The organism is Telluria sp. GW821-FHT07G12, from assembly GCF_059418525.1.
In genome coordinates, this window is record NZ_JBWKQA010000006.1 from 100,251 (window position 1) to 126,165 (window position 25,915).

The window sequence follows — 25,915 nt, forward strand, 5'->3', positions numbered from 1 at the left end:
GGCGGAATTGGTAGACGCGCATGGTTCAGGTCCATGTGCCGCGAGGTGTGGGGGTTCGAGTCCCTCCGTGGGCACCAAATGCTACCCGGCTCGAAAGAGCTCCAGAATACTGGCGCAAAACGCCGCAATCTTTGCACGAGGATTGCGGCGTTTTGCGTTTCTGCGTCGATTACGGCCGTGCCACCGCCTGCCCCGCCAGGTGCAGCGCCAGAAAATCGCCGATGCGGCGTTCGTACTCGGCCGGCGCATAGGCGTGCAGGTCGACGTGTTCGGCGCCGTCGACGATCCACAGCGACTTCGGCTCGCGCGCCGCGGCGTACAGGCGCCGCGTTTCTTCCAGCGTCGTATGGCGGTCGGCGCTGCCGGACGCGATCAGCAGCGGCGCTTTCAGTTCCGGCAGGCGCGCGATCGGATGCAGCTGGCTGGTCTGGATGTCCAGCCGCAGCGGCAGCTGCCACAAGAGCAGATTCGCCAGCGGCTTGCCCAGCGGGCCGAGACGCATGCGCAGCCTGTCTTCGACCGCTTCCTCGATGGTCGGATACATCGATTCCAGCACCACCGCATCCGGCGCCGGACAATCGCGGCACAGCACCAGCGCGGCCGCGCCGAGCGAGGTGCCGATCACGCCGATGCGCTGGCCCGGCGCCGCGCTGCGCAGCCATACCATCGCCGCCCGCACGCCGTCCGCTTCGCGCAGGCCGAAGGTCACCCTAGGGGCCAGGCTTTCGCCCTGTCCCGGCAAATCGACCAGCAGCACCGCATAACCCTGCCCATGCAGGAAGCGCGCCCGTTCGACCATCGAACGGCGGTCGCTGCGGATCCCGTGCAGCAGCAGGACCGCGCCCTTGCCGTCGCCGGGCAGGTACCAGCCTTCGACCCGCATCCCGGCATGAACCGGCAGCGAGACCGCCTGCGCCTGCGGCCATGGCGCCGCGCCGACCACCTGATGGCGCACGGCAATCAGCGAAGAGCCGGCCAGCCAGGTGGCCGCCGCGCCGAGCAGGACCAGGACGAACAGGGACAACAACAGGGTCTGGATGCGCATCGCCGGCCCCTCAGTGCGTGGCCAGGTCGTCGAGGATGGGGCAGTCCGAGCGGCGGTCGCCGTGACAGGAACGGGCCAGCGTCTCCAGGGTGCGCTTCATCGCCTGCAGCTCGTCGATCTTGCGATTCAGTTCCGCGATGTGCTGCTCGGCCAGCTGGCGCACGTCGGCACTGGCGCGGTCCTGGTCCTGCCACAGGGCCAGCAGTTCCGCGATTTTTTCGAGCGGAAAGCCGAGCTCGCGGCCGCGGTGGATGAACTGCAGCAGGCGCACGTCCTGCTCGCCGTACACGCGGTAGCCGGATGCCGTGCGCCGCGCCGCCGGCAGCAGCCCGATCGCCTCGTAATGGCGGATCATCTTGGCCGATACGCCCGAGGCCTGCGCCGCTTCGCCGATATTCAACATGTGCATCGCTCCTACTGTTCCGAGCAGGATACACCTTCCCATCGTGGGAAGGTCAAACGGGTGCGCGCGCTTGACTTGCGGGCCCTGGGCCGTCAAGCTCGGCAAGATGAAGAACACGCTCGCCATCCTGCTGGGTCTGGCCCTGGCCTGCCCAGCCATCCTGAATGCCGCGCCGGCGCCCTGGTTCCAGTGGCGCAGCAAGACCACCGGCGACCTGGTCTGCTCGCAGACCCCGCTCGGCGCCGGCTGGGAAAAATTCTCCGGGCCCTATCGTGACGCCCGTTGCGAAATACGCAAGACCGGGAAATAATGTAAAACGACAAACATTGAGTAGCGCCGCAGGAAACCCTAACCGAGGAGACACAATGTTCACGAACCCCGAGCAATTCGCCAACGCCACCAAGACCCTGTTCGAACTCCAGATGGAGACTTTCAACGCCCTGGCCAGCAAGGCCGTGCAGGGCGTCGAGCAGGTGGTGGCGCTGAACATGGCCACCGCGAAGAATTCGATGGAAGGCGCGATGGCCACCAGCCGCCAGATGAGCCAGGCGGCCGACCCGAAAGCGGCGATGGACACCCTGTCCTCGCACATGCAGCCCGGCGTGCAGAACGCGCAGGCCTACGGCGAAGAACTGCGCCGCATCGTCGCCGACATCCAGAAGGACTTCCAGCAGGCCGCCGACACCCACCTGGTGGAAGCCAAGAACACGCTGTCGGCGCTGATCTACGACGTCACCCAGAACGTCAAGCCGGGCCAGGAGAACGCAGTCGAGATCATCAAGGCCGCGATCGACAACGCCTTCAAGGGCTATGAGCAGGTGACGCAGTCAACCCGCGATGCCATGCGCCGCGTCGAGGAACAGGTGACGCGCGCCACCTCGCAGTTGGCCGAGGCAGCCGGCCAGGCGCCGAAGGCTTAAACCCTCCGACTATCGCGCCGCCTCAGCTTCCTGGCGGCGGCGCGACGCCCAGCATCTCCTCGATGTGGGCGAACGAAGCATCGTCCTTCACCACCGAGCGCAGCCACACGTGCAGGGGCTGTTCGCCCCAGTGCGCGGCCTTTTCCGCCAGGTAGGCGACGGGACTGTGCGGCTCGGTACGGCGGAAGAATTCGGCGACTTCGCGCAACTGGGCCAGGGCCTGGGTGCGCGACTGCGGCGGACCGCCTGTCACCCCCTGCTCCTGCGCCGGCGCGGCATGCTGCGTGGCCGGCTGCGCCGGCGCATTTTCCGTCGGCCTGCCGGCAGCCGCGGGCTTCGATCCGCCCTCCTTCACCATCGGCTTCACGAACAGGATCACGCTTTGCAGGCCGGACTTGGCCGCCGTGAAGCTGGGCCCATCCGTGCCCAGGCGCTCGTCGACGCTGCGTTCGATGCGCTCGAGCGCGCCGGCGCAGTGCTCGCAGTCGCGCAGCAGGGCTTCGAAAAAGGCCGGCGAGCTGCGCGCCTTGGCCGTCTCCAGCTTCGCCAGTTCGTCGCCGCCACGCATGCGGGCGACGTCGAAGTCGCGCAGCGCAAAGCCGGGCTGGCCGCTCTGGCCTTCCGTCAGCGGGATCTCGCGCAGCAGCGGCGCGATGCGCGAGGCCATCCAGGACAGGTTGCCGATGCGCCGTTCGTGGCCGTCTTCGTCCGGCAGCGGATACAGCCCCTCCCAGTAGCGGTCACACAAGGCCGCGATTAGTACCAGGCTGTCGCCCAGGCCGCCCAGTCCGTCCGTCCTGGCCGCGGCCTCGGCGAGCCAGACCGCCAGCTGCAGGTCCTTGCTGCGCTTTTCGATCAGCTGGGCGCACTGCTTGGCGACGAACTTCCAGTCGGCTTCCTTCAGCTCGGTGACCCAGGCGCCCTGCTCGATCGAGGGATCGTCGGCCTGGCGCGCACGCACGATGTCGTCGATCTCGCGCGAAAAGGCCAGGTCCTCGCCGCAGGGCCTGCCCTCGCTCACCGGCGCCAGCAGCTTTTCCATGTTCAGCATGCCGCCCTCCTCACGCCGGCTCGACGGCGTACTTGATCTTGCCGGCCTTGGTCGCGCTCACCTTGATCTGCTTGATGCCGCCGCCGGAGGCCATCGCCGCCAGCACGTTGTCCGCGATCTCGGGCAGCATGGTGCCGTTCAGGATGGTGTCGACGTTGCGCGCGCCGGAGTCGACCTCGGTGCAGCGCGCCAGCACCGCATTCACCAGCGCGTCGTCGTACAGGAAAGCGGCGTTGTGGTTGGCGGCCACCCGTGCCTTGATGCGCTCCAGCTTCAGGCGGATGATGTTGGCCAGCACCTCGTCGTCGATCGGATAGAAAGGCACCACCGTCAGGCGCCCGAGGAAGGCCGGCTTGAAGTGCTTCATCAGGCTGGGACGGATCAGCTGCGCCAGTTCGTCCGGCGATGGGCGCTCGCTGGCCGGCTTGTTGAGGCAGGCCTGCATGATCTGCGGCGACGCCGCGTTCGAGGTCAGGATGATGATGGTGTTGCGGAAGTCGATCTGGCGTCCTTCGGCATCGTCCAGCACACCCTTGTCGAAGACCTGGAAGAACAGCTCCAGCACGTCGCTGTGGGCCTTCTCCACTTCGTCCAGCAGTACCACGCTGTAGGGATTGCGGCGCACGGCCTCGGTCAGAACGCCGCCCTCGCCGTAGCCCACATAGCCCGGGGGCGAGCCCTTCAGGCCGGACACGCTGTGCGCTTCCTGGTATTCGCTCATGTTGATGGTGACCAGCTTGCGCTCGCCGCCGTACAGCAGGTCGGCCAGGGCCAGCGCGGTCTCGGTCTTGCCGACGCCCGAGCTGCCGACGAACAGGAACACGCCCTTCGGCTTGTTCGGGTCTTCCAGGTTGGCGCGCGCCGTGCGTACGCGCTGGGCGACGATGCCGCTGGCGTGGTTCTGGCCCAGGATGCGCTCGTCCAGCATGCCCTGCAGATTCATCACGGTGCGGATCTCGTCCTTCACCATGCGCCCCAGCGGAATGCCGGTCCAGCTGGCGACGATGCCGGCCACCGTATGACCGTCGACCTGCAGCGGCACCAATGGCGTTTCGCCCTGCAGGGTGCGCAGCTCGGCGATCTGCGCCTGCAGGGCCGCGCCATTGCCCTCCCCGCTTTCGAGCCTGGTGCGCATCGCATGGATCTCGGCGGACAGCGCCTGCTCGCGGTCCCACTGGGCGCGCAGGCGTTCCTGCTCCGTCAGGCCGGCCTCGCGCTCGGCCCGCAGCGTGGCCAGCATGTCGGCGTGGTCGGCGCCGCCGCTCTCTTCCCGCGCCAGGGCAGCGATGCGCGCATCGAGCCGCTCCACGCCGCGGGTCGCTTCTTCCAGCGCGGCCGGCGTCGCCTTCTGGCCGAGGGCCACCTTGGCGCAGGCCGTATCGAGCACGCTGATCGCCTTGTCCGGCAGCTGGCGCCCGCTGATGTAGCGGTGCGAGAGCCGCACCGCCTCGCGGATCGCCTCGTCGAAGATGCGCACGCCGAAGTGCTGCTCCATCAGCGGCGCCATCGCCCGCAGCATGGCGCAGGCGGTGTCCTCGTCCGGCTCTTCCACCTTCACCACCTGGAAACGGCGCGCCAGCGCGGCGTCCTTCTCGAAGTACTTCTTGTACTCGCCCCAGGTGGTGGCGGCCACGGTGCGCAGCTCGCCGCGCGCCAGCGCCGGTTTCAGCAGGTTGGCCGCATCGTTCTGGCCGGCCGCGCCGCCGGCGCCGATCATGGTGTGGGCCTCGTCGATGAACAGGACGATGGGGTGCAGGCTCTTGCCGACTTCCTCGATCACGTTCTTCAGGCGGTTCTCGAACTCGCCCTTGACGCTGGCGCCGGCCTGCAGCAGGCCCATGTCGAGGGTGTGGATCTCGACCCCGCGCAGCACGTCCGGTACGTCGCCTTGCGCGATGCGCAGCGCCAGCCCTTCGACCACGGCGGTCTTGCCGACACCGGCCTCGCCGGTCAGGATCGGGTTGTTCTGGCGGCGCCGCATCAGGATGTCGATCACTTGCCGGATCTCGGCGTCGCGGCCGATCACCGGGTCGACCTTGCCCTCGCGCGCTCGGGCGGTCAGGCAGGTGGTGTACTGGTCGAGCGCGGGCGTCCTGCCCGGCGCCGTCGACTGCAGCTCGCCGACCGGGTCGCCGCCGGCCTGCATGGCCTGCGACGGCGCGGCCTCCATGACCGCCTGCGCCTCGCTGGAACCGCGCGTGAGCTTGTCGAAATCGTGTTTCAGGCGGTCGACCGGGAAATCCATGAAGCAGCTTGATGCGCGCTGGGCCAGCTGGGCCAGGCCGGGTTCGGCCAGCAGCGCCAGCAGCAGGTGGCCGCTGCGGATGCGCTGCTCCTGGCCGGGCGCCGGCTGCCACAGCGAGGCGATCAGCCAGGCGTGCTCGAACAGCACCGGCAGGTGGCGCGAGAACACCGGCGTGCGGCCGCTGCCGCCGGGCAGGCGCTCGACTTCCTTGCGCAGGTCGGTCTCGAAGGCCGTCAGGCTGATGCCGGCGGCGCGCGCGGCCACCACGAAATCGCTGGACGGCTGCTCCAGCAAGGCCAGGAACAGGTGCTCGATGTCGACCTCGTACTGGCCGAAGCCGACGCAGATGCTGGCCGCGCGCGTCGCCGCCGCGCGGGTGGTGTCGTTCAGCTTGCCGATCAGGGTCTTCAGGTTGATGTCCATCGTCTTTTCCTTTCGTTCGCGATCGCGTAGTGCAGGTTCGAGGGCTGAAGCACGGCGTTGAAGTTCACCGGCTCGAGGCCCTCGGCCACGTGCAGGGTGGCGTGGATGACGAAGTGGAGCCGGTTCACGCTGCCGTCATCGCGCTCCAGCGAGGCGCTGACGTTCCTGAGGCGCGGCTCGTGGCGCTCGATCGCGTCCTTCAGGCTGGCGCAGATGGCGGCGCGGTCTTCGCTGCTGGACAGGCAGAAGCCGGCGAAGTCGGCCAGCCCGTAATTCAGGACCGAGGAGCGCGCCTCGGGGCTGGCGTCGAAGTGCCCGGACGGGAAGCCCAGGCGCGTGTTCAGCAGGGCTTCGAGCTCGCGCGCCAGGCTGTCCTTGAGCTGGTCGACGGCGCTGCGGGCCGCGCCGCTGCCCGCGGTCTCGCCCATCAGGCGGTCCAGCAGGCCGGGGACATAGGCGGTCATGGCTCCTCCAAAAAAGACCGCGGCACGAAGGCCGCGGCAAGCGCGCTGGCAACGTAGCGCAGGGGAACTCGGTCAGCGCATGGCGCTCAGGCCACCTTGTTCGAAGACAGGTCCCAGCCGCCCGAGGTATTGCCGCCGGAGCCGCCGCCGATCTTCTGCTGGGTGTACTTCCACTTCACCTTCGAAAACTTCAGGCCGACCTTTTCATGCATGAAGTCGCCCTCCTTGACGGCCGGCGTGATCGAGCCGATCAGCACGTTTTCCAGTTCGATCTCGAAATACTTGATGCGCTCGCCCTGGCCGTCGGCGCGCATGAACTCGAACTTCGCCTTGGGGATGGTCTTGCCGGACGAGCAGGTCTGCAGCAGCACCGGCGAGGACAGGTCGGCCAGCTTGAGCAGCTCGATCTCCTTGTGCTCGCAGCGCTCGGCGGTGTGGCCGCCGCCGGTCGACGAGGTCGCCGATTTAGGCTGGATCACGCCCCAGTCCACCGATTTGCACTCGATCCAGTCCTTGTGCTTGTCGTCCGCCGACTCGCCCTTGATGCCGTCGATTTGCAGGTACACGTCTATTGCCATGTCTTACTCCAGTCTTCGTTAGTGAAAAAATCAGCCTTTGGTCGATTGCGGCAACTCCGCGACCAGTCGGAGCGAAACGGACAGCTCGTCGAGCTGGAAATGCGGACGCAGGAAGGACACGGCGCGGTAGACGCCAGGACGGCCCGGCACCTCGGCCACCTGCACGCTGGCTTCGCGCAGCGGGAACTGCGCCTTCTGCTCCTGGCTGGCGTTATCGTCCAGCAGCACATATTGGGTTAACCAGCGATTGAGGTAATCCTCGACATTCGAGGCAGCGGCGAAGCTGCCGATCTTGTCCCGCATCATGGCCTTCATGTAGTGGGCGATGCGCGAGACCGCGAAGATGTATTGCAGCTGCGAGGACAGCAGCGCGTTGGCGTTGGCGGCGTCGTTGGCGTACTTGCGCGCCTTCTGCGCCGACTGCGCGCCGAAGAAGGCCGCGTACGAGGTGTTCTTGCAGTGCACCAGCGAGATGAAGCCCAGGTCCGACAGCTCCTTCTCGCGGCGGTCGGTGATCGCCAGTTCGGTCGGGCACTTCAGCGCAACCTCGCCCTCGTCGGTCTTGAAGGTGTGGGTCGGCAGGTTCTCGACCAGACCGCCGCCCTCGACGCCGCGGATCGCCGCGCACCAGCCGTAGTCTTCGAAGGCCTTGGTCAGTTTCGAAGCGAAGGCGTAGGCGGCGTTACACCACAGGTACTTCTGGTGGTCGCTGCCGTCGACGTCCTCGACGAAGTTGAAGCCCTCGGTGGCCATGCCGTCCATCGGGTTGTACGGCAGGCGGCCCAGGAAGCGCGGCAGGGTCAGGCCGACGTAGCGCGAATCCTCGGACTCGCGGAACGCCTTCCACTTCGCGTATTCGACGGTGTCGAAGACCTTGGCCAGATCGCGCGGCTTGCCGAGGTCGCCGAAGCTCTCGATGCCGAACAGTTCCGGCGCGGCGGAGGTGATGAAGGGCGCGTGGCTGGCCGCAGCCACGTGCGACATCTGCTCCAGGAAGTAGATGTCCTCGGGCTGGCGGCTGATCTCGAAATCGCCGATCAGGGCGCCGTAGGGCGCGCCGCCGAAGCTGCCGAATTCCTCTTCGTAGATCTTCTTGAAAAGGCTGCTCTGGTCGAATTCCAGCGCCGACTGGAAGTCCTTCACCAGCTCGCGCTTGGTGGCGTTGAGCATGCGGATCTGCAGGTTGGTCGAGGTCGAGGTGTTCCGCACCAGGTAATTCAAACCGGTCCAGCTGCGCTCGAGCTTCTGGAACTCGGGCGCGTGCATGATGGCGGACAGCTGGCTCGAAATCATGCGGTCCAGTTCCGCCAGGCGCGCATCGATGGTCGCCGACAGGTTGCTGGAGATGACCATGGTGCCCTCCATCACCTGGGTCACCAGTTCGGAAATGATGTCGCGCGCGCGTTCGTGCTCGCTGCTGGACTTCGCCACCCTGCTCTGCTCGACGATCTGGTCGAGCAGGCCGGTGTCCAGTTCCAGGGCGCCAGCCGCCTCGGGACTTGCTACCGCATCGAGGATCGCTGCCATGTTATTTCTCCTCCTTCGCCTTGCGCAGGCTGTCCAGCTTTTCGGTGTTGGTCAGCACGTCGTTGAGGATGTCTTCCAGCTTGTCGTTCCCGGCCAGCTTGTTGCGCAGGTCGGCCAGCTTGCTGCGCGCGTCCAGCAGGCCTTTCAAAGGCGCGACCTGCTGCACCACGGACTCCGGCCGGAAATCGGCCATCTCGCGGAACTGCAGGCTGACCGCGAACTCGCCGCCTTCGTTCGAGAGATGGTTCTCGACGCGGAAGGTGGCGGCCGGGGCGGCCGCGTTCAGCACTTCGTCGAAGTTGTCGGCGTCGACGCTGACGAAGTTGCGGTCCTTCAGGCGCTTCTTGGCGGCGTCCGGATCGCTGCCGAAATCCCCCAGCACGCCGACCACGAAGGGCAGCTCCTTGTTCTCGATGGCGTCGCCGATCTCGACGTCGTAGGTCATCTGCACGCGGGGGGCGCGCACTTTCTGCAGGCGTTTCTGCACGCTTTCATTCTTGGGCATGTCGGCTCCAGGCTGGGTGGAAGGTTTTACTTGAGCGCGCCGAACGGGTCGTTGCTGGCCGGACGGGCGGTAGACGGGCTGGCGATCGCCTTCTTGCCGCCCGTGTCCCTGGGCCGTACCGCGGCCGGACGCCCGCCGTTCGACACCAGCACCTCTTCGTTCAGGCTGGTGCGCAGCAGCTTGGCCAGCTCCACGGCCTCGGTGCGCACATTGCCGCTCAGGTTGTTCTTCTGGCTCAGGTCGGCCAGCGCCTTGCTGGTCACGCGCAGGCCGCTGACGGCGACGATGCTGTTGGCCAGCGTGTCGTCGGGGTCGCGCTCCAGCGCTTCCAGGGCGCTGACGATGGCTTCGCCGTAGTCGGTGCTGTCGAAGCGCATCTGGGCCATCCTGACCCACGGCGTCTTGTCGACCGGGAAGGTGGTGCCGGCGCTCTTCAGCAGGGCATAGGCCTTGTCGGTTTGGCCGGCCAGCACGGCGGCGTCGACCTCGGCCATCGCGGCGGCCATAGTGGGCGCCGGCTTGGCGCTGGCGGCAACCTGGCCGCCGGTGCCGGCGCAGGCCGACAGGAACGCAACACAGACTAGACTCGGCATCAGGCGGTGGAACTTCATCTGGCTCTCCCTAGGTGAAATCAAGCGCCATTATTGGCGCGCGATTTCTACGGAGAATTGCGTGGTGTCAACTTAGGTTTTCCCAGCAATTGCGCTCAGTCGAAACGCTCGTTGCGCGGGCTCAGCGCGTGCACTTGGCGATGGCTTTAAATGGCGCTGTCAGTCTATTTCCTTAAGGTAAGCTCATGGCCCCTGTCCGCTTTTTCGTTTGTGTGCTGTCTTGTCTGGTGTTGGTTAGTTGCGCCAGTAGTACTGGCCCCTCGCCCGCCGGCGTGCTGGAAGCCGCCGGCCTGCGCAAGCCGCCGCCGCTGCCGGAAGCCCAGCTGGCGCCGCGCAACGTGAGCATGCGCCTGCATGCGGCCAAGCGCCTGAACGTGGATGCGCGCGGACAGCCGCTGGCCCTGCTGGTGCGGGTCTACAAACTGCGCCAGCGCACCGCCTTCGAGCAGGCGCCGTATGCCGCCTTCTTGTCGCCGCAGACCGAGCGCGAGGCGCTGGGCGCCGAGCTGCTCGAGGTGCGCGAACTGACTCTGGTGCCCGGCCAGCAGCTGGAACTCAACGAAAAGCTGGCGCGCGAGGCCGGCCGGCTGGCTGGGCGTGGTCGCCCTCTTCCATTCGCCGCTTGGCGAGGGCTGGCGGCTGGCCTTCGCCGCCCCCGAGGCGGAGAAATCCGGGGTGACGATCGGCCTGCACGCCTGCGCCATGAGCACCGCCGCCACCAAGCCTATGGCGCTTGTCCGATGTCAATGAAGACCGCGTGCTTTCCTCCAAGCTAGAGATTTGCGACACTTCGCAGGAGGCATCCGTGAAACCACCATCGAAGGTCTTGTGGGGAGAGGGCCTGTTCCTGCGCCCCCAGCATTTCCAGCAGCAGGACCGCTACCACGAAGCGCGCCTGAACGACACCGCCAGCGCCCTGCATCCTTATTGCTGGGGCGTGCGCAAGCTCGAGATCGACCTCGACGCGCTCAAGGCCGACACCCTGCGCATCACCGGGCTGTCGCTGATCTTCGCCGACGGCGAGATCCTGCATGCGCCAGAGCGCGACGCCCTGCCGCCGCAGGTGCGCCTGGGCGAGCTGGCGCCATCGGTGCAGGCCCTGACCTTCCACGCCGCTCTGCCCGCCCTCAAGGACCATGGCGAGAATTGCACGGCGCGCGGCGAGTCGCGCCTGGACACCCGTTTCGGCCAGCACGAACACGATACCTTCGATCTCTACACCGACGCCGCCAGCGCGCCGGTCGCCTACCTGAGCCGCAGCCTGCGCCTGGTGTCGGAGCTGGAGCCACTCGAACCCTACGAGACCATCCCCCTGGTGCGCCTGCGCCGCCTGCCGACCGGGGGCTTCGAAGTCGACCACGCCTTCGTCCCGCCCAGCCTCTCGGTCGAGGGCGCGCCCGGCCTGCACGGCATGCTGACGCGCCTGATGGAAAAGCTGCTGGCCAAGGTGCACGCGCTGTACGGCCATTACCGCGAGCCGAGCAAGAACGTGGTCGAACTGCGCGGCGGCGACGTCGCCTCCTTCTGGCTGCTGCACACCGTGAGCAGCGGCTATGCGGGCCTGACCCACTTCCTGGCGCACCGCGAGCTGCATCCCGAGCGCCTGTTCCAGGAGCTGCTGGGGCTTGCGGGAGGCTTGATGACGTTTTCGCGCAGCGTCAAGCTGGAGGACCTGCCGGCCTACGTGCACCAGGATCCCGGTCCCGCCTTCACGCGCCTGGACGCGATCCTGCGCGAGCTGCTCGACACCGTGATCTCGTCGAAGTACTTCTCGATCGGGCTGAGCAACGAACGCCCGTCCTACCACCTGGGCGCGCTCGATTCCGGCAAGATCAACGGCCAGACCACGCTCTACCTGGGCGTGGCGGCCGATATGCCGGCCCTGCAGCTGGTCGACATCGTGCCGCTGCGCTTCAAGATCGGCGCGCCGGAAGATGTCGACAAGCTGGTGCTCTCGGCCATGCCCGGCGTGCGCCTGGTGCACGCGCCGCAGGTGCCGAGCGCGGTGCCGGTGCGGCCCGATACGTATTACTTCGTGCTCGAAAACCGCGGCGTGCTGTACGAAAGCATGCTGAAAGCCCAGGCGATCTCGATCTACGTGCCGAACGGGATCCGCGACCTCAAACTCGAACTCATCGGAATCGCAGCATGAGCCAACACGTCGAACGGCGCGCCGCGCCGCAACCCGGCAGCCGCAACCCGTCGGGCAGCACCCCCACCTCCCTTGTCGACGTCATGTACGAAGGCTTCTACGCCCTGTTCCTGCTGAAGAACGGGAACGGCCCGCACGACAAGACCGCCTTCGCCGACCACATGACGCGCTTCCTCGGTGACGTCGACCGCAACGCCAAGGCGCTGGGCGTGCCGGCCGACGACGTTACTGCGGCCAAGTATGCGTTCTGCGCGGCGGTCGACGAGATCATCCTGCGCTCCGACTACGAGATCCGCGAAGCCTGGGAGACCCGCCCGCTGCAGCTGCGCCTGTTCGGCGACCAGCTCGCCGGCGAGCACTTCTTCCAGCGCCTGGAAGACCTGCGCGCCAAGGGCGCCGTGCACTTGCAGGCGTTAGAAGTCTTCCACGTCTGCCTGCTGCTAGGCTTCGAGGGCCGCTTCGCGCTGGACGGCAAGGACAAGCTGGCCTACCTGACGGCCCGTCTGGGCGACGAGATCGCCCGCATGCGCGGCAAGAACCGCGGTTTCGCCCCGCACGCCGAGCGCCCCGATCAGATCGTGCACAAACTGGGCAGCGATCTGTCGCTGTGGGCATTGTCGATGGTGTTCGCGGTGGCGGCCCTGGGCGGCTACCTGGGCTTCCGCACGGCGCTGGCGCACGAGACCGACCAGGCGCTGGCTGCCTATAACGACCTGGTGAAACTGCCGCCGCGGTCGGCCAATGTGACAATCACCCTGCCCTGAAATTCAGGATCAAAAATTCGGGGTCAGAGCACTTTTTTGAACAATTGACCCGTTGACAAATTCTGCGCGCGCCTGCCGGGAAATCCAGGCCTCACCAGCGGAAATTTGCCCAACGGTCATTTCCCAAAAAAGTGCTCTGACCCCGAATTTAGGGGTCGAAACTATTGGACGACTTTGAACTCGATGCGGCGGTTGCGGGCCCTGCCTTCCGGCGTGCGGTTGTCGGCCACCGGACGGTCCGGGCCTTCGCCGGAGACCGCCACCATGTCGGCTTTCACCCCACGTTCCACGACGTAGGCCTTCACGGCCTCGGCGCGCGCCTGGCTCAGCGACAGGTTACCCGCGCGCGAGCCGGCATTATCGGTATGGCCGATGACCTCGACCTTCTTGTCCTTCAGGCGCAGCAGTGCCACGCTCATTTGATCGAGCACCTGCTTGCCGGCGTCGGTCAGCGCCGCCTTGCCGGATTCGAACTCGATGATGCGGTCGGCCAGCGCGGCGTCCAGCATGCCCTGCTCGGACACCGCCACGCGCAGGCCGTTGTTGACGGTGTAGCTGGTGTCCAGGTTCATCGCCAGCTCGCCGGCGATCTGCTGCTTCTGCGCTTCGCTGGCGACGTCGCCGCGCAGGCTGACGCTGTTGCCGTCGACCTGTAGCTGGCCGCGCGTGACCAGCTTCAGGTTCGGCCCGATCAGGCGCGCGACGTGCTCGTTCCAGTTCGGCGGCGCCGACACCCGGCCCACGGCCAGCTGGTCGACCACCCGCTCGGCGCCGTAGACCGTGCGCAGGCGCGCCAGCAGGGCCGCCTTGCTGGCGTCGTCGGGGACGGTGCCGGACACCACGATCGGCGCGGCAGCGGCGGTCGGGTTGTCGGCCAGGGCGGGTGCCGCGGCCAGGCAGGCGGCAATCAGCGATGTCGAAATGCGCTTCACGTGGCGGCTCCAATGAAAGTCTTGAGGAACAGTTCGCGCGCCAGGCGCAGCGGCAGCATCGGCTGCTCGAGATAGCTGGCCAGCGCGCGCACGTCGATGTCGATGCCCAGCTGCTCGTCGATCCAGCCGTTGTCGCTCAGCTGCACCTGCTGCTCGCGGCCGGCCAGCGGGTCGACGATGCCGTGCAGGGTCTCGCTGGCTGCGCCGCCGAAGCCGATCACCAGCGCCGGCCGCTCCGCCACCGTGGTCAGGAACAGTACCAGGTCGAACGCGGTGCGGCGGATGAAGGGCGTAACCAGCTCCAGCCAGAACGCCGCCACCTGACAGCGCAGCGCCGGATCGCGCGGCAGCGGCAGCACCAGGCTTTTGTGCAGCGCCGCCGGGCGGCTGTGCATGACCGGCTGCAGCAGCAGGCCGAGGCCGAGGATCAGACGGTTCGCCTCCAGTTCCAGGGCGCCGGACAGCGAGCTGACGGTGGCCACGGCCAGGAAGTCGTCGAGCCGGGTCTCGTACTCGCCGAGGACCACCGCCGCATCGGCGATCGCGTGCAGGTGGGGGCCCGGCTCGTCGGCGCCCAGCACCTGCGGCGCCATCGCTTCCAGATAGTCCCACAGCGGCCCGAAGGCCAGCGGGCAGCGCGACACGAAGGCGGCCGGCTCCGCCACCTCGACGGTGCGCATCATCAGGAAGGGAAAGCGGCGCCCGGACTGGTCGTGGCTGGCCACCAGGTGCCCGGCGATGGCATGGCGGCGGCTCGGCCCGACGAAGGCGAAGCTGACCGGCGGCGAGGCGTCGTAGTACAGCTTCCAGCGCGCGTCGTTGGGCAGGCGGGTCATGACCTGGGCCAGCCAGTCGTCCAGCATGCCGAGCACCGGCTGGTCGTCGGCGACCTTCACGAAGTCGCTGCGCGCCGGGATCTTGCCGAAGTAGCCGATCCGCGGCGAGGTCGCGGCGCGCGTCATTGGGCGGCTCCCGCCAGTTGTGGACCGCCGGCCGCGGTGCGGCCGACCACGGTCTCGGGCAGGCGCAGGCCGCTGAAGCCGCGGCTGGCCTGGGCGTCGCCGGTGCTGGCGGCGTTGCTGACCAGCTTCATCGTGACCCCCACCGTCGTGCTGCCGGAAGTCCAACGCAGCTCGCCGACGCCAGGCTGCAGCTTCTTCGTGGCGGCAGCGGCCATCAGCTTGGTCAGACCTTGCTCGCCCGGCTCGTTGAACAGCTCGACCGTCCGCCCATCAAAGGTAACTGCGCTCACCTTCGCCCCGCTCGCGCCCTGCGGCCCCGGATGCACCATGTTCACCCAGGCCGGCGGGGTATTCCGGTAGCGCAGCTGCTGGCCATCGATCTCGATCGTGTACTCGGTCACGCCCGGCGCCGTCATCGGCAACAGCTGGAACACAGTCTGCGGACCGCCGCCGGACGCCACGCCATTCGCCGACAAGGGCGCAATCCAGCCAGGAAAGCCGCTTACCACCTGCGGCGCCAGGCTCACGCCGATGTCGGCCCAGGTGCGGCTCGACAGCACGTCGCCGCGCCTGACCACCAGCGGCCCCATGGTCGTGCCGACGAATTTTGCAACCGCGCCGTCCGGGCCGAAGATCTGGCCGATCTCGCCCGGCCCCGCCTGCATCTGCGCACCCGGCGCGAAGGGGTATTTGCCGGCCAAATTCTTCTGGAAGGGTTCGACCACCTGCGCCTGCCAGGTCTTGTTGATCTCGGATTCGGACGGCAGCACGATCATGGCGAAGGTCTGCACCAGCGGCCGCACCAGCAAGGGCCGCAGCATCTGCTTCTGGGCGTCGGTCATCCCGGTCAGCATCTGCTCGTCGACGTATTTGAGGGCGTCGGCCAGCTCGGAGCCGTTGCCTTCCAGAGTCTGCTGCATCAGCTGCTTGGCGCCGGGGCCGGGGTCTCCCTGGTTCTTCAGCTGGTTCAGGCGCGAGCGCAGCTTCGACAGCGCGTCCAGGTAGCCGGTCATCAGCGAGGCATCCTTCTCCTTGATGCCGACCAGGCGTGCAACGCCGGCGAACTCGCGGCCCACCGGTCCCGCCGCCACCGCCACGCCGGCCACGCCCCCCGGCAGCGGCCCCACCGCATCGGCCAGCTGGCGCGCATCGCTGGGCGCCTGGCGCAGCACGACTTCGCGGAACCATGCCGTCAGGCCGCGCTTCAACTTCGCCTGATTCACGCGCGCTTGGCTCGGGTCGTCCCAGGAAGTCTCGTCGTTGACGGTCTTCAGCACCTTGGCCAGCGGCGAGGTTTGCGGATCGCCGAGCCGGTTCATGGCCTGCACGCTGGCCTCGAAGCCGTTCAGGTCGGCGATGGTCACGCCCTGCACGAACTTGGTCCACTCGCGCGCGTAATCGGCTTTATACAGGTCGATCAGGGTCTTCTGGATCTGCTCCGGGCTGCCCTCCAGGGTCAGGTCGTCCTTGGCCACGCTCTTGAGCACCCAGTCGGTGCTCTGCAGCTCGCGGTTGGAGGCTTCGCGGATCGCGCCTTGCACGAACTTCTCCCAGGCGTCGCGGGTAAAGGCGCCGGGCACCGCATAGCTGCCGACCACCAGCGCCTGGTCCTGCTCGCCGACGATGCGCGCCACCGTCACCGCCGGGAAGCGCGTGCCGGCGCGGGTGCGGATGTCGGCATACACGCGTTCGCGCGCCGGAGTGCCGCGCACCACGCGGCGCAGGTTTTCGCGCGCGGTGTCGAGCAGGCTCAGTTTGGGCGTGATCTGCGGCCAGGCCGGGTCCTGGATGTGCGCAAGGTGGAAGGTCATCAGGCGCTCGGCGCTGCGGATCATCTGCTCCTTCGGCATGCCGCCGCGGTTCGCCTGCAGCCACACGCGCCAGTAGCGGGTCAGCTGGTCGTTCAGGTGGCCGGGCTCAGCGTGGCTTTTATCGGCCAGCATCAGGTAGGTCTTCAGCGCGTTGTAGGCGTCGCCGACGTTGGTTGCCGAGACGTCCTGGTAGGGCTGGCCCGGCTTGGCGGTCGGCGCCGCCTGCGCGTTCGGGTCGAGCTGCGACGCATTGGCATTCGTCTCCGCCAGCAGCGATTCGAGCGCGCCTGCCACCGGCTGCACCATCACCTCGCGCACGCCGGCGAAGTATTCGTCGCGCAGCTTGCGTTCCAGCGCCTCACCCTGGTACAGGCCGAAGGACAGCGCCCAGGGCCGGTCCTCGCGGTATTTTTCCAGCTGCTCGATGCGGTCCTGCAGGATGTCCAAGGCTTCCAGGCGTGATTGCAGGCCGCCGGTCCTGGCCTGCACCTTCATGACCTTGTCGAGGTCGGCCTGGACGTTGGCGACCAGCTGGCGGTTGCCCATGTAGGACCAGCTCCAGCCGCCCAGCGCGCAGCCAAGCAGCACGGTGGCGGCGAAGAAGGCAGCGTATTTCACGCGCGTGGCGGCGGGGCTGGTGTAGCGCTTGACCAGGTCCTTGTCGGCGAAGATCACCTTGCGGAACAGGTCGAGCAGGAAGAAGCCCGACTGCTCCTCCGCCTGCATGCCCTTCTGCCCGTCCCCTTTCAGCTGCAGGTCGAAGCGGCTGGCGACGCGGCGCGAGGAGAGGTTCTCGACGATCCCTTCCTGCAGCGCGCTGGTGAAGTAAAAGCCGCGCAAGACCGGCTTGAACTGCCAGGTGTTCTCTTCGAACAGGGTGGCCAGGAAGGCGCGCAGCTGCGGCTTGAGCGAGGCGAATTCGAGCGGGAAGGTGAACACGCCGGGACGCATGGTGGCGCTGCGGTTGCCGGCCATGGTGGCCAGGCTCATCTCCTTCAGTCCGTCGTACAGCTCGTCGAAGTGCAGGTCGAAAAAGGCCAGCACGTCCTGCGGGGTGCTGCGCCGGTTGTAGCGCTGGGTCGCGCCCCACACGCGCTCGCGCTCGGCGCGGTCGCTGTCGTGGAAGAAGTCGGAAAAGCCGGCGATCAGGTCGGCCTTGGTGAACACCACGTACACCGGCGCGTGCACGCCCAGGCGCTCGGTCAGTTCCTGGACCCGCGTGCGCAGGCTCTTCGCCAGCTCGATCGAGGCTTCCGGCGAACCGCCCGCCAGCTCGGCCACGCTCACCGCGATGATGATGCCGTTGATCGGCGCGCGCCGGCGGTGGCGGCGCAGCAGGTCGAGGAAGCTGAACCACTCGGCGCGGTCGGCCTCGAACACCGAGTAGCGGCCTGCGGTGTCGAGCAGGATGCCGTCGGTGGTGAAGAACCAGTCACAGTTGCGGGTGCCGCCCACGCCCTGCACCGCTTTGCTGCCGGGGATGGGAAAGGTCAGCCCCGAATGCTTGATCGCGCTGCTCTTGCCTGCCGCCGGGTTCCCGATGATCATGTACCAGGGCAGCTCGTACAAGGCCTGGGCGCCGCGCGTCAGTCCCAGCTTGGAGGTCTTGATGGTATTGATCGCCTCCAGCATGCCCTTGCGCAGTACCGGCGCATCGTCGCGCTTCGGGTTGTCGGCCTGAGCGACGATGGCTTCGCTCAGGCGGGCGGCGGCGCGCTTGCGCCACCAGCCGCGCGCCAGCCACCAGACACCCCATGCGGCCAGCAGGAGCAGGCCGGCCAGCACGGCCCAGATGGCCGCCACTTCGAGCGATTCCGCGCCGAGAAAGAGGAGCCCTGCGAGCGCCGCGATGCCGATCACGGCCATTACGCGGCGGTTGGTGAGAAACTGCCAGAGTCGGGCCATAGTGGGTTCGGTTCAGAGAGGTGAATGGAAAGCCACAGGCAATGTTGGCACCATTTCCCAGCTGAATCTTGAGTTCGGACAATGGCACGGAGGCATGTCGCCTCAGCGTCGCATCACCCCGCGCAGGCGCAGCTCGGTATGGCCGAGGTCCATCATGGCCCAGCGCCCGCCCCAGGTCAGGCCCAGCGATTCCGCCACCTCGCCGTAGAGCTGGTAGCCGCGCATCGCCCACGGGTCCTTCTCGGAGATGACCAGCTTGCCGTCGCGCAAGAACGCGCAATCGGCCGCCAGCCCGTACTGGTGCCAGCTCTGGAAAGCCTTCGCATTCGTCACGGCCGAACCCATCTTCGCCAATAGATCCTGCCGCGCCGGGCTGCGGTAGCCCTCCAGCAGCGCCATTTCGTAGCCATGTTTTTCCTTCATGATGCGGAAGGCGAGCAGCAGGCGCTGGCTGAAATCCGGATGCAGCAGGCCCCAGTTGCGGCTGGCATCGACCAGCATCGGCCGCACCAGCTCGACTTCGCGCGTGGTGAAGGCCACCGGCGGCAGCGAGGCCGGCGGCACCAGCTGCTCGCCCTTGAGCAGGGCCGCAACCTGGGCGTCGACCACGGTATCGAGCGGCTCGTAGCCGGGCAACATGTCGGGCTTGCGCAACAACAGCGCGACCAGCGGCGGGATCAGCACCAGCGGCACGCCGACGGCGACGAAGGCGCGGTGTCGTTTGATCCATCCACGGACGTCGCGCCAGCGCCAGCGCAATGCCGGGCCCGCATCCCGCAAGGCAGAACCGCCCGACGCCCGCCAGCCGCCCGCGCGCAGTTGCAGGCGCCGCTGCAGGCAGCCCAGGAAGTGCAGCACCGAGGCTCGGCCGCCGGGAAAACAGGCGAGCCAGATGAGGCTGCAGGCAAGACAAAAATACAAAAGGGCGAGAAAGATCAGCATCCGCTTCTCCGGTTTGTTTCTAATTGGCATTGGTGTCCAATCTTAGGAGGACCGCAGTGCGCCCTACAGATGAAGATCAATCCGGATCGCGGCGTCCGAACCTGATGTCCTCGACGCGCCGGACGGCGAACGAGACGAATATCCTCGCCATGCTCGACCGCCACGAGTCGGGCGGACGCATGCGGCGCCTGCTGCGACGCGTACCGTCCATGGTCTGGTATGGCTGCGCCGGGCTGCTGGTGGTCGGGCTGGTGGGCTCGCTGGCCTTGCTGGCGCGCGACAGCGGCCCGCCGCCGACCGCCGGCGCGGCGCTGGCCGGGACGGTCGAGGCCAGGGGGCGGCCGGCGCCGGAGATGGCGGCGCCCGCCGCGCCGCCGGTTGCGGCCACGGCATCCGCGACGGCATCCGCCGAGGCGCGCGCCGAAGTGGTCGATGAGCTGCCGACGGTGGGCGCGACCATCGTCGACCTCGCGCCCGCCGAGCCGGCGCCGGCGGCCACGGAACTGCGCGTGCTGCCGCCGCAACAGCATGCGGGCCGCATCGCGCCGCGCGACGATCAGCACGACGGCCAGCGAGAAGCTCAGGCCGAGCGCCAGCGCCTGGCCGCGCACGCCGCCGCGTCCAGAGCCGGGCCACGCAGCGCCGCCGGCAAACTGGCCTCCGCCGCCCGCTCTCCGTCTCTGGCCCATGCCGAAGCGCGCAGCCGCCGGTCTGCTGCGCAGGCCAAGGCGGCGCCCGCCACCGTCGACACGGACGTCGCCCTGATCTCGGCCATCATCCAGCACGCCAACAAGCGCCAGGAGGCCGAGGAAGCCGCCGGCAAGTAATAGCAAATAGCCAAGCTGTCGTAAAAAAGCCCCGCTACTGCTGGGTAAAGCAATGCCGCGCAGCTATACTGTACAAAGTTACAGTATGGTGCGACATGATCAGGGTTCTGGAAAACGAGTTTTATTATCTGGATAACTTCCAGCGCGTCCTCGACTGGATCGCCCAGCGCTATGCCGATCTCCTCGACGGCGAGGAGCAGGCCTTCATCCAGGCTTTCGCCCAGCTGCCCCGCCCTTCGCAGGCCCTGTTCGTGCGCATGGTGATGCGCAAGGGGAGCCTGTTCCGCGCCTCCAAGATGAATTACCCGGAGATCGGCTGCCCCGTGGCCGCCTCGCGCGAGCTGCTGCCGACCGGCTGGATCGTGGCCGATCCGGTACTCGACATCGACGAGCTGTTTGAGCTGCTGGTCAAGCCGGAGATCGTCGACGCCTTCGGCTTGAAGGCGCCGCTGAAGGCGGCGCGCAAGGACGAGCAGCTGGAAGCGCTGCGCGAGCAGCATGCCGAACCGCGCCCCTTCTCGCAGTGGTATGCCGGCTGTACCGACACCGTCTTCGCGATTCAGGTGAAGCCGCTGTGCGACCGCCTGCGCCTGGTCTTCTTCGGCAACCTGCACCAGGACTGGACCGAATTCGTGCTGGCCGACCTGGGCCTGTTCCGCTTCGAGCAGGTCGAGTTTTCCGAGGCCTCGCGCGGCTTCCGTTCGCGCCGGGACATCGAGCACTACCTGCAGCTGCACGCCTGCCGCGAACGTTTTCATGCGCTCGAACCGGGCTGCGAGGAATTCCGCGAGGTGCTGCATGAAGTCCTGCGCGACGTGCCGCGCCACGGCTTCGACAACGACTGGCTGGACAGCCGCCGCGAAAAGCTCCTGTTCCGCATCGCCCAGCAGTTCGAGAAGGACAAGGACTGGGAATCCGCCCACGCCGTCTATGCCGAATGCCGCTTTCCCGGCGCCCGCTCGCGCGCGATGCGCGTGCTCGAGAAGGACGAGAAATTCGACCACGCCTATGCGCTGTTCTGCGAGGCCGAACAGGCGCCCGAAAGCGAAGCCGAACGCCAGCACCTGCTGCGCATCGGCCCACGCCTGGCGCGCAAACTGGGCCACGCCAAGGTGAAGCCGCGCAAGGCGGCGCCGCCCGCGCGGCTCGATCTCAATTTGCCTGTCCCCGGTGGCGAATGGCGCGTCGAAGGCGTGGTGCTGGAACATCTGCACCGCGACGACGCACCCGTGTTCTATGTCGAGAACACGCTGGCGAACACCCTGTTCGGCCTGCTGTGCTGGCCGGCCGTGTTCGCAGCCATTCCCGGCGCCTTCTTCCACCCCTTCCACCGCGGCCCGGCGGACCTGTACAGCCCCGATTTCCAGCAGCGCCGCGCACGCGAATTCGCGGCTTGCCTGGCGCGCCTGGACGAGGGCAGCCACCGCGAGGCCATCCTCGCCACCTGGGAAGAAAAGGCAGGCATCCAGTCGCCCTTCGTGGCCTGGGACTACCTGGACCGCGGCATCCTCGAACTGGCCCTGCACTGCATCCCGGCGCCGCACCTGAAGCTGTGGTTCCAGCGCATCCTGCAGGACGTGAAGGACAACCGCACCGGCTTCCCCGACCTGATCCGCTTCTTCCCGGATGAAGGGCGCTACGAGATGATCGAAGTGAAGGGCCCTGGCGACCGCCTGCAGGACAACCAGCTGCGCTGGATCGAGTACTGCAGGGAGCACGGCATGCCGGTCACCGTCTGCTATCTGCAGTGGCAGGAGGCGGCTTGACCGGCTACACCGTCGCGGTCAGGGCCCTGTGCGAGTTCACCGCCAAACAGGGCGACCTCGACCTGCGCTTCACGCCCTCGCCCACGGCCCTGGAAGGCATTGCCGGCCATGCGGTGGTGGCCTCGCGCCGCGGCGAGCATTACCGCGCCGAGCTCACGCTCGAAGGCGACTATGGCCTGCTGCACGTGCGCGGGCGCGCCGACGGCTACGATCCGGACCAGAACCTGATCGAGGAAGTGAAAACCTTCCGCGGCCGGTTCGACAGCATCCCCGACAATCACCGCCACCTGCACTGGGCCCAGCTGCGCATCTACGGGCACCTGATGTGCGAGCAGCTGGACATGGCAGAGGTCAACCTGGCCCTGGTCTACTTCGACATCGGCACCCAGCAGGAGACCGCATTGCGCGAGACCCGCACGCGCGCCGAGCTGAAGACGATCTTCGAAGACCACTGCAGCCGCTTCATCGCCTGGGCCGAGCAGGAGATGCGCCACCGCGAGGCGCGCAACGGCGCCCTGACCGGCATGCGCTTTCCGCACGCGGACTTCCGTCCGGGCCAGCGCCAGCTTGCCGAAGCCGTGTTCCGCGCGAATGCAGGCAAGCGCTGCCTGCTGGCCCAGGCCCCGACCGGCATCGGCAAGACCCTCGGCACCATGTTCCCGGCCCTGAAGGCGGCGCCGAAGGAAAACATCGACAAGCTGGTGTTCCTGGCCGCGAAGACGCCGGGCCGCAAGCTGGCGCTCGACGCCGCCACGACCTTGAAAGCCGGCGGCAGCATTCCCTTGCGGGTACTGGAACTGACCGCGCGCGACAAGGCCTGCGAGCATCCCGACAAGGCCTGCCACGGCGATGCCTGCCCGCTCGCGCGCGGCTTCTACGACCGCCTGCCGGCCGCGCGCGCGGCCTGCCTGGACGCACCGCTGCTGGACCGCGACACCCTGCGCACGATCGGCCTGGAGCACGATGTCTGTCCCTACTACCTGGGCAGCGAGATGGCGCGCTGGAGCGACATGATCGTCGGCGACTACAACTACTGGTTCGACGGCGGCGCCATGCTGTATGCGCTGGCGCTGGAGCGCGGCTGGAAGGTCAGCGTGCTGGCCGACGAGGCGCACAACCTGGTGTCGCGCGCGCGGAGCATGTACAGCGCCTCGCTTGAACGAGGCAGCCTGCGTGCGGCCCGCGCCGTGGCGCCGCCGGCGGTGCAGAAACCGCTGGAAAAGGTCGGCCGCGCCTGGACCGAAGCAGGCAAAGGCGCGCCCCTGCCCTACCAGGTGCTGGAAGCCATTCCGCAAAAGCTGCTGGACAGCCTGCAGAACGCCACCAGCGCCATCACCGAGTACATGGCGGCCTTCCCCGAAGGTCTCGACCCCGCGCTGCAGGAGTTCTACTTCGACGCCCTGCAGTTCCAGCGCCTGGCGGAATCCTTCGGCGACCATTCCCTGTTCGACCTCACGCGCGCGGACGAAAGGGACACGGTACTGGCGATCCGCAACCTGGTGCCGGCGCCCTTCCTCAAGCCGCGCTTCGAGTTGGCCCATTCGACCACGCTGTTCTCGGCCACCCTCAGTCCCTGGCATTATTTCGCCGACCTGCTCGGCATGCCCGAGGACACCGCCTGGATCGACGTCGACTCGCCCTTCGTCGCCAGCCAGCTCAAGGTGCAGGTGGCGCGCGGCATCTCGACGCGTTTCCAGCACAGGAAAAGCTCGCTGGTACCGATCGCCGACCTGATGGCGCAGCAGTATGCCGATGCGCCGGGTAATTACCTGGCCTTCTTCAGCAGCTTCGACTACCTCGAGCAAGCCGCGGATACCCTGGCCCAGCGCCATCCCGAGATCCCGGCCTGGCGCCAGTCGCGCCGCATGAGCGAGCTGGAACGCACTGCGTTTCTGGAGCGTTTTACCCTTGAGGGCAAAGGCATCGGTTTCGCGGTGCTGGGCGGCGCTTTCGGCGAAGGCATCGACCTGCCCGGCGCGCGCTTGATCGGCGCCTTCGTCGCCACCCTCGGCCTGCCGCAGGTGAACCCCGTGAACGAGCAGCTGCGCGAGCGCCTGCAGGCGCTGTTCGGCACCGGCTACGACTACGCTTATCTCTATCCCGGCCTACAGAAGGTGGTGCAGGCGGCCGGCCGCGTGATCCGCACCGAGCAGGACCAGGGCACGGTCTGGCTGATCGACGACCGCTTTGCCCGGCCCGAGGTGCTGGAGCTGCTGCCGGCCTGGTGGCACGTCGAGGCGCGGTCTAGCGCATCAGCTCTCTAAGTTTCTGGTAGCCGCTGCGGCTGACCGGTATGCGCGCCCCGCCGCGCAGCACCGCGCAATGCCCATCCTTGCCGGACGGTTCGATGCGCTCGATGGCGGCCAGGCTGACGATATACGAGCGGTGCACGCGCAGGAAGGCGCCCGGATCCAGCTGCTCCTCCAGCTCCGACAGGCGCTGGCTCTTCAGCCATGCCTTGCCGGCGGCAACCACCTGCACGTAATCGTCCTGGGCTTCGATATAGTCGATGGTGGCGGCCATGACCACCTGCACCCGGCTGCCGTCGCGGATCAGGATGCGCTCCAGCGGCGCGCGCCGCTGCGCCGCCTCGCTCGCCGCGACCACGGCCTCCAGCGCCGCGGCCCCGGCCTGCGGACTGCCGAGCCGCTCGCGCGCATGCGCCAGCGCCTGGTCGAGACGCTCGCGCGAATAGGGTTTCAGCAGGTAGTCCAGCGCATGCACCTCGAAGGCGCGCAGCGCGAACTGGTCGTAGGCGGTGACGAACACGTACTGCGTCCTCGCTCCTGCCAGTTCCACCACCTCGAAGCCATCGAGCTTGGGCATCTGGATGTCGAGGAAGACCAGCTCCGGCGCCAGCTCGGCGATCGCCTTCACGGCTTCGAAGCCATTCGCGCATTCGCCGACGATCTCGACGTCCGGATGGGCGGCCAGGTATTCGCGCAGCACGGCACGCGCCAGCAGCTCGTCGTCCACGATGATCACACGCATGCTCTCAGCTCTCCTCTACCGTTTCCATGGCCTCGGCCGGCAGCGCCAGCTCGACCCTGAATTGATTGTCCTCGCGCGACCAGTGCACGCTGGCTTCGTGTCCGTAAGCTGCCGCCAGCCGCCGGCGCACGTTGTCCAGGCCCAGGCCGGTGCCGCCGGCGCAGGGTGTGTCCGGATCGACGTCGTTCTCCACCACGATGCGCAGCAGCGAGCCGGCGCGGTTGGCCGACAGACGCACGCAGCCCGGTTCTATCATCTGGCCGATGCCATGCTTGACGGCGTTCTCCACCAGCGGCTGCAGCAGCATGGGCGGCACCAGGCAGGCCAACGCTTCCGGCGCCGCCTCGGCCTCGAAGCGCAGGCGCTCGCCGAAACGCACCTGCTCGATCGCGACGAAGTCCCGTATCAGCTCCAGTTCGCGGCTCAGTAACACCTTGCGCTCCGCATGCAGGCCCAGGCTGAGCCGGAAGAAACCGGCCAGGCGCAGGGTCATCGCGCGCGCCGCGCCGGGGTCGATCGAGGTCAGTGCGCTGATCGAATTCAGGCTGTTGAACAGGAAGTGCGGGTCGACCTGGGTGCGCAGCATGCGCAGCTCGGCGTCCTGGGCCATCAGGCGCGTCTGCAGCTCGCGGGTCTCGAGCTGGCGCACGCGCTCGGCCTCGATCAGCAGGTAGTTCACGGCGGCCGCAAGCCCGTACAGGATCACGCCCAGCGCGAACATGGTCGCCAGGCGCGCCGCGTCCAGTTCGAACACGGCGCCTTCCGGCATGAAGGTGCGCAGCAGCGCGGCCCAGGCCGAGCCGATCGCGCACCACAGCGCCGCCGCGCAGGCCGCAGTGGCGCCGACTCCGCCGACGATCGCCGCCGGATGCCTGTGGCCGATCGGATAGGCGCGGCACACGTAGTAAGCGGAGAAGGCGGTGGCGTTGGCGTACACGATCGCCAGCGGCACTGCGAACAGCAGGCTGGCGCCCCAGCTCGCACCGCCTGCGGCCAGCAGCGCGGCGGTCGCCAGGCCCAGCATCAGCCAGGCCAGCATGTAGAGCAGCGCCGCATACCACCTGGAGACCACGCCGTGCATCGCCGACGCG

At 67.6% G+C, this 25,915-nt stretch carries 23 protein-coding genes and 1 tRNA gene; 9 read left to right on the forward strand and 15 right to left on the reverse strand.

Going from position 1 to position 25,915, the window contains the following annotated elements:
* A tRNA-Leu gene (locus tag AC07PE_RS21405) sits at nt 1-77 on the forward strand.
* Between the two features lie 92 nt (nt 78-169).
* Here the strand turns inward: AC07PE_RS21405 and AC07PE_RS21410 are convergent.
* Nucleotides 170-1,045: an alpha/beta hydrolase gene (locus tag AC07PE_RS21410; protein WP_498768227.1), complete on the reverse strand. Its 876-nt coding sequence runs from the start codon at nt 1,043-1,045 to the stop codon at nt 170-172.
* 10 nt (nt 1,046-1,055) lie between these two features.
* Complete coding sequence (gene cueR, locus AC07PE_RS21415; protein WP_498768585.1) at nt 1,056-1,445, reverse strand: Cu(I)-responsive transcriptional regulator; 390 nt, start codon at nt 1,443-1,445, stop codon at nt 1,056-1,058.
* 73 nt (nt 1,446-1,518) lie between these two features.
* Between cueR and AC07PE_RS21420 the strand changes: the two genes are divergently transcribed.
* Entirely contained in the window at nt 1,519-1,758 is a 240-nt protein-coding gene (locus tag AC07PE_RS21420) for a hypothetical protein (protein WP_498768229.1), read from the forward strand.
* Nucleotides 1,759-1,813: 55 nt separating this feature from the next.
* Nucleotides 1,814-2,368: a phasin family protein gene (locus AC07PE_RS21425; RefSeq protein ID WP_498768231.1), complete on the forward strand. Its 555-nt coding sequence runs from the start codon at nt 1,814-1,816 to the stop codon at nt 2,366-2,368.
* A gap of 22 nt (nt 2,369-2,390) precedes the next feature.
* Here AC07PE_RS21425 and tssA read toward each other — a convergent pair whose 3' ends face one another.
* The 7 genes from tssA to AC07PE_RS21460 all read right to left on the reverse strand — a co-directional run bounded on the left by tssA (nt 2,391) and on the right by AC07PE_RS21460 (nt 9,772).
* Nucleotides 2,391-3,419, reverse strand: a complete 1,029-nt coding sequence (gene tssA, locus AC07PE_RS21430; protein WP_498768233.1) for a type VI secretion system protein TssA — start codon at nt 3,417-3,419, stop codon at nt 2,391-2,393.
* 10 nt (nt 3,420-3,429) lie between these two features.
* Nucleotides 3,430-6,087, reverse strand: coding sequence for a type VI secretion system ATPase TssH (tssH, locus tag AC07PE_RS21435; protein WP_498768235.1), 2,658 nt, complete (start codon nt 6,085-6,087; stop codon nt 3,430-3,432).
* The gene (gene tssE / locus AC07PE_RS21440; RefSeq protein ID WP_498768237.1) at nt 6,072-6,551 is read right to left on the reverse strand and encodes a type VI secretion system baseplate subunit TssE; all 480 of its coding nucleotides are present in this window, start codon (nt 6,549-6,551) and stop codon (nt 6,072-6,074) included. The genes tssH and tssE overlap by 16 nt, the downstream gene beginning before the upstream one ends.
* An 86-nt stretch (nt 6,552-6,637) precedes the next feature.
* Entirely contained in the window at nt 6,638-7,129 is a 492-nt protein-coding gene (locus AC07PE_RS21445) for an Hcp family type VI secretion system effector (protein WP_379767244.1), read from the reverse strand.
* 30 nt (nt 7,130-7,159) lie between these two features.
* Nucleotides 7,160-8,656, reverse strand: a complete 1,497-nt coding sequence (gene tssC, locus AC07PE_RS21450) for a type VI secretion system contractile sheath large subunit (RefSeq protein ID WP_498768239.1) — start codon at nt 8,654-8,656, stop codon at nt 7,160-7,162.
* A 1-nt stretch (nt 8,657) separates the two neighbouring features.
* Nucleotides 8,658-9,161, reverse strand: a complete 504-nt coding sequence (tssB, locus tag AC07PE_RS21455) for a type VI secretion system contractile sheath small subunit (RefSeq protein WP_498768241.1) — start codon at nt 9,159-9,161, stop codon at nt 8,658-8,660.
* Between the two features lie 26 nt (nt 9,162-9,187).
* Nucleotides 9,188-9,772 (reverse strand): tetratricopeptide repeat protein, encoded by a 585-nt coding sequence (locus tag AC07PE_RS21460; protein WP_498768243.1) that lies wholly within the window; start codon nt 9,770-9,772, stop codon nt 9,188-9,190.
* Between the two features lie 185 nt (nt 9,773-9,957).
* On the opposite strand from AC07PE_RS21460, the gene tssJ reads away from it, so the two are divergent.
* From tssJ to icmH, 3 genes are read left to right on the forward strand one after another with little or no spacing between them, the layout of a single operon-like run.
* Complete coding sequence (gene tssJ, locus AC07PE_RS21465) at nt 9,958-10,548, forward strand: type VI secretion system lipoprotein TssJ (protein WP_498768245.1); 591 nt, start codon at nt 9,958-9,960, stop codon at nt 10,546-10,548.
* Nucleotides 10,549-10,577: 29 nt separating this feature from the next.
* A complete protein-coding gene (tssK, locus tag AC07PE_RS21470; protein ID WP_498768247.1) occupies nt 10,578-11,924 on the forward strand; it encodes a type VI secretion system baseplate subunit TssK in 1,347 nt (448 codons plus the stop codon).
* Nucleotides 11,921-12,688, forward strand: coding sequence for a type IVB secretion system protein IcmH/DotU (gene icmH / locus AC07PE_RS21475; protein ID WP_498768249.1), 768 nt, complete (start codon nt 11,921-11,923; stop codon nt 12,686-12,688). The genes tssK and icmH overlap by 4 nt, the downstream gene beginning before the upstream one ends.
* 161 nt (nt 12,689-12,849) lie before the next feature.
* On the opposite strand, the gene AC07PE_RS21480 is transcribed toward icmH, so the two are convergent.
* The 4 genes from AC07PE_RS21480 to AC07PE_RS21495 all read right to left on the reverse strand — a co-directional run bounded on the left by AC07PE_RS21480 (nt 12,850) and on the right by AC07PE_RS21495 (nt 19,240).
* On the reverse strand, nt 12,850-13,620 hold the full coding sequence (locus AC07PE_RS21480; protein WP_498768251.1) for an OmpA family protein: 771 nt from the start codon (nt 13,618-13,620) through the stop codon (nt 12,850-12,852).
* Nucleotides 13,617-14,582: a type VI secretion system-associated protein TagF gene (gene tagF, locus AC07PE_RS21485; RefSeq protein ID WP_498768253.1), complete on the reverse strand. Its 966-nt coding sequence runs from the start codon at nt 14,580-14,582 to the stop codon at nt 13,617-13,619. The genes AC07PE_RS21480 and tagF overlap by 4 nt, the downstream gene beginning before the upstream one ends.
* Entirely contained in the window at nt 14,579-18,298 is a 3,720-nt protein-coding gene (tssM, locus tag AC07PE_RS21490; RefSeq protein ID WP_498768255.1) for a type VI secretion system membrane subunit TssM, read from the reverse strand. Before tssM ends, tagF begins: the two co-directional genes overlap by 4 nt.
* Nucleotides 18,299-18,400: 102 nt before the next feature.
* Nucleotides 18,401-19,240: a M15 family metallopeptidase gene (locus AC07PE_RS21495; protein ID WP_498768258.1), complete on the reverse strand. Its 840-nt coding sequence runs from the start codon at nt 19,238-19,240 to the stop codon at nt 18,401-18,403.
* 56 nt (nt 19,241-19,296) lie between these two features.
* On the opposite strand from AC07PE_RS21495, the gene AC07PE_RS21500 reads away from it, so the two are divergent.
* The 3 genes from AC07PE_RS21500 (at nt 19,297) to AC07PE_RS21510 (ending at nt 24,097) form a co-directional block, all read left to right on the forward strand.
* A complete protein-coding gene (locus AC07PE_RS21500) occupies nt 19,297-20,067 on the forward strand; it encodes a hypothetical protein (RefSeq protein WP_498768260.1) in 771 nt (256 codons plus the stop codon).
* 95 nt (nt 20,068-20,162) lie between these two features.
* Nucleotides 20,163-21,833, forward strand: a complete 1,671-nt coding sequence (locus AC07PE_RS21505) for a VRR-NUC domain-containing protein (RefSeq protein ID WP_498768262.1) — start codon at nt 20,163-20,165, stop codon at nt 21,831-21,833.
* The gene (locus tag AC07PE_RS21510; RefSeq protein ID WP_498768264.1) at nt 21,830-24,097 is read left to right on the forward strand and encodes an ATP-dependent DNA helicase; all 2,268 of its coding nucleotides are present in this window, start codon (nt 21,830-21,832) and stop codon (nt 24,095-24,097) included. Before AC07PE_RS21505 ends, AC07PE_RS21510 begins: the two co-directional genes overlap by 4 nt.
* On the opposite strand, the gene AC07PE_RS21515 is transcribed toward AC07PE_RS21510, so the two are convergent.
* Both AC07PE_RS21515 and AC07PE_RS21520 read right to left on the reverse strand, forming a co-directional pair.
* Nucleotides 24,078-24,824 (reverse strand): LytR/AlgR family response regulator transcription factor, encoded by a 747-nt coding sequence (locus AC07PE_RS21515; RefSeq protein WP_498768266.1) that lies wholly within the window; start codon nt 24,822-24,824, stop codon nt 24,078-24,080. The genes AC07PE_RS21510 and AC07PE_RS21515 overlap by 20 nt on opposite strands.
* A gap of 4 nt (nt 24,825-24,828) precedes the next feature.
* Nucleotides 24,829-25,905, reverse strand: a complete 1,077-nt coding sequence (locus AC07PE_RS21520) for a sensor histidine kinase (protein ID WP_498768268.1) — start codon at nt 25,903-25,905, stop codon at nt 24,829-24,831.
* Nucleotides 25,906-25,915: the final 10 nt, after the last annotated feature.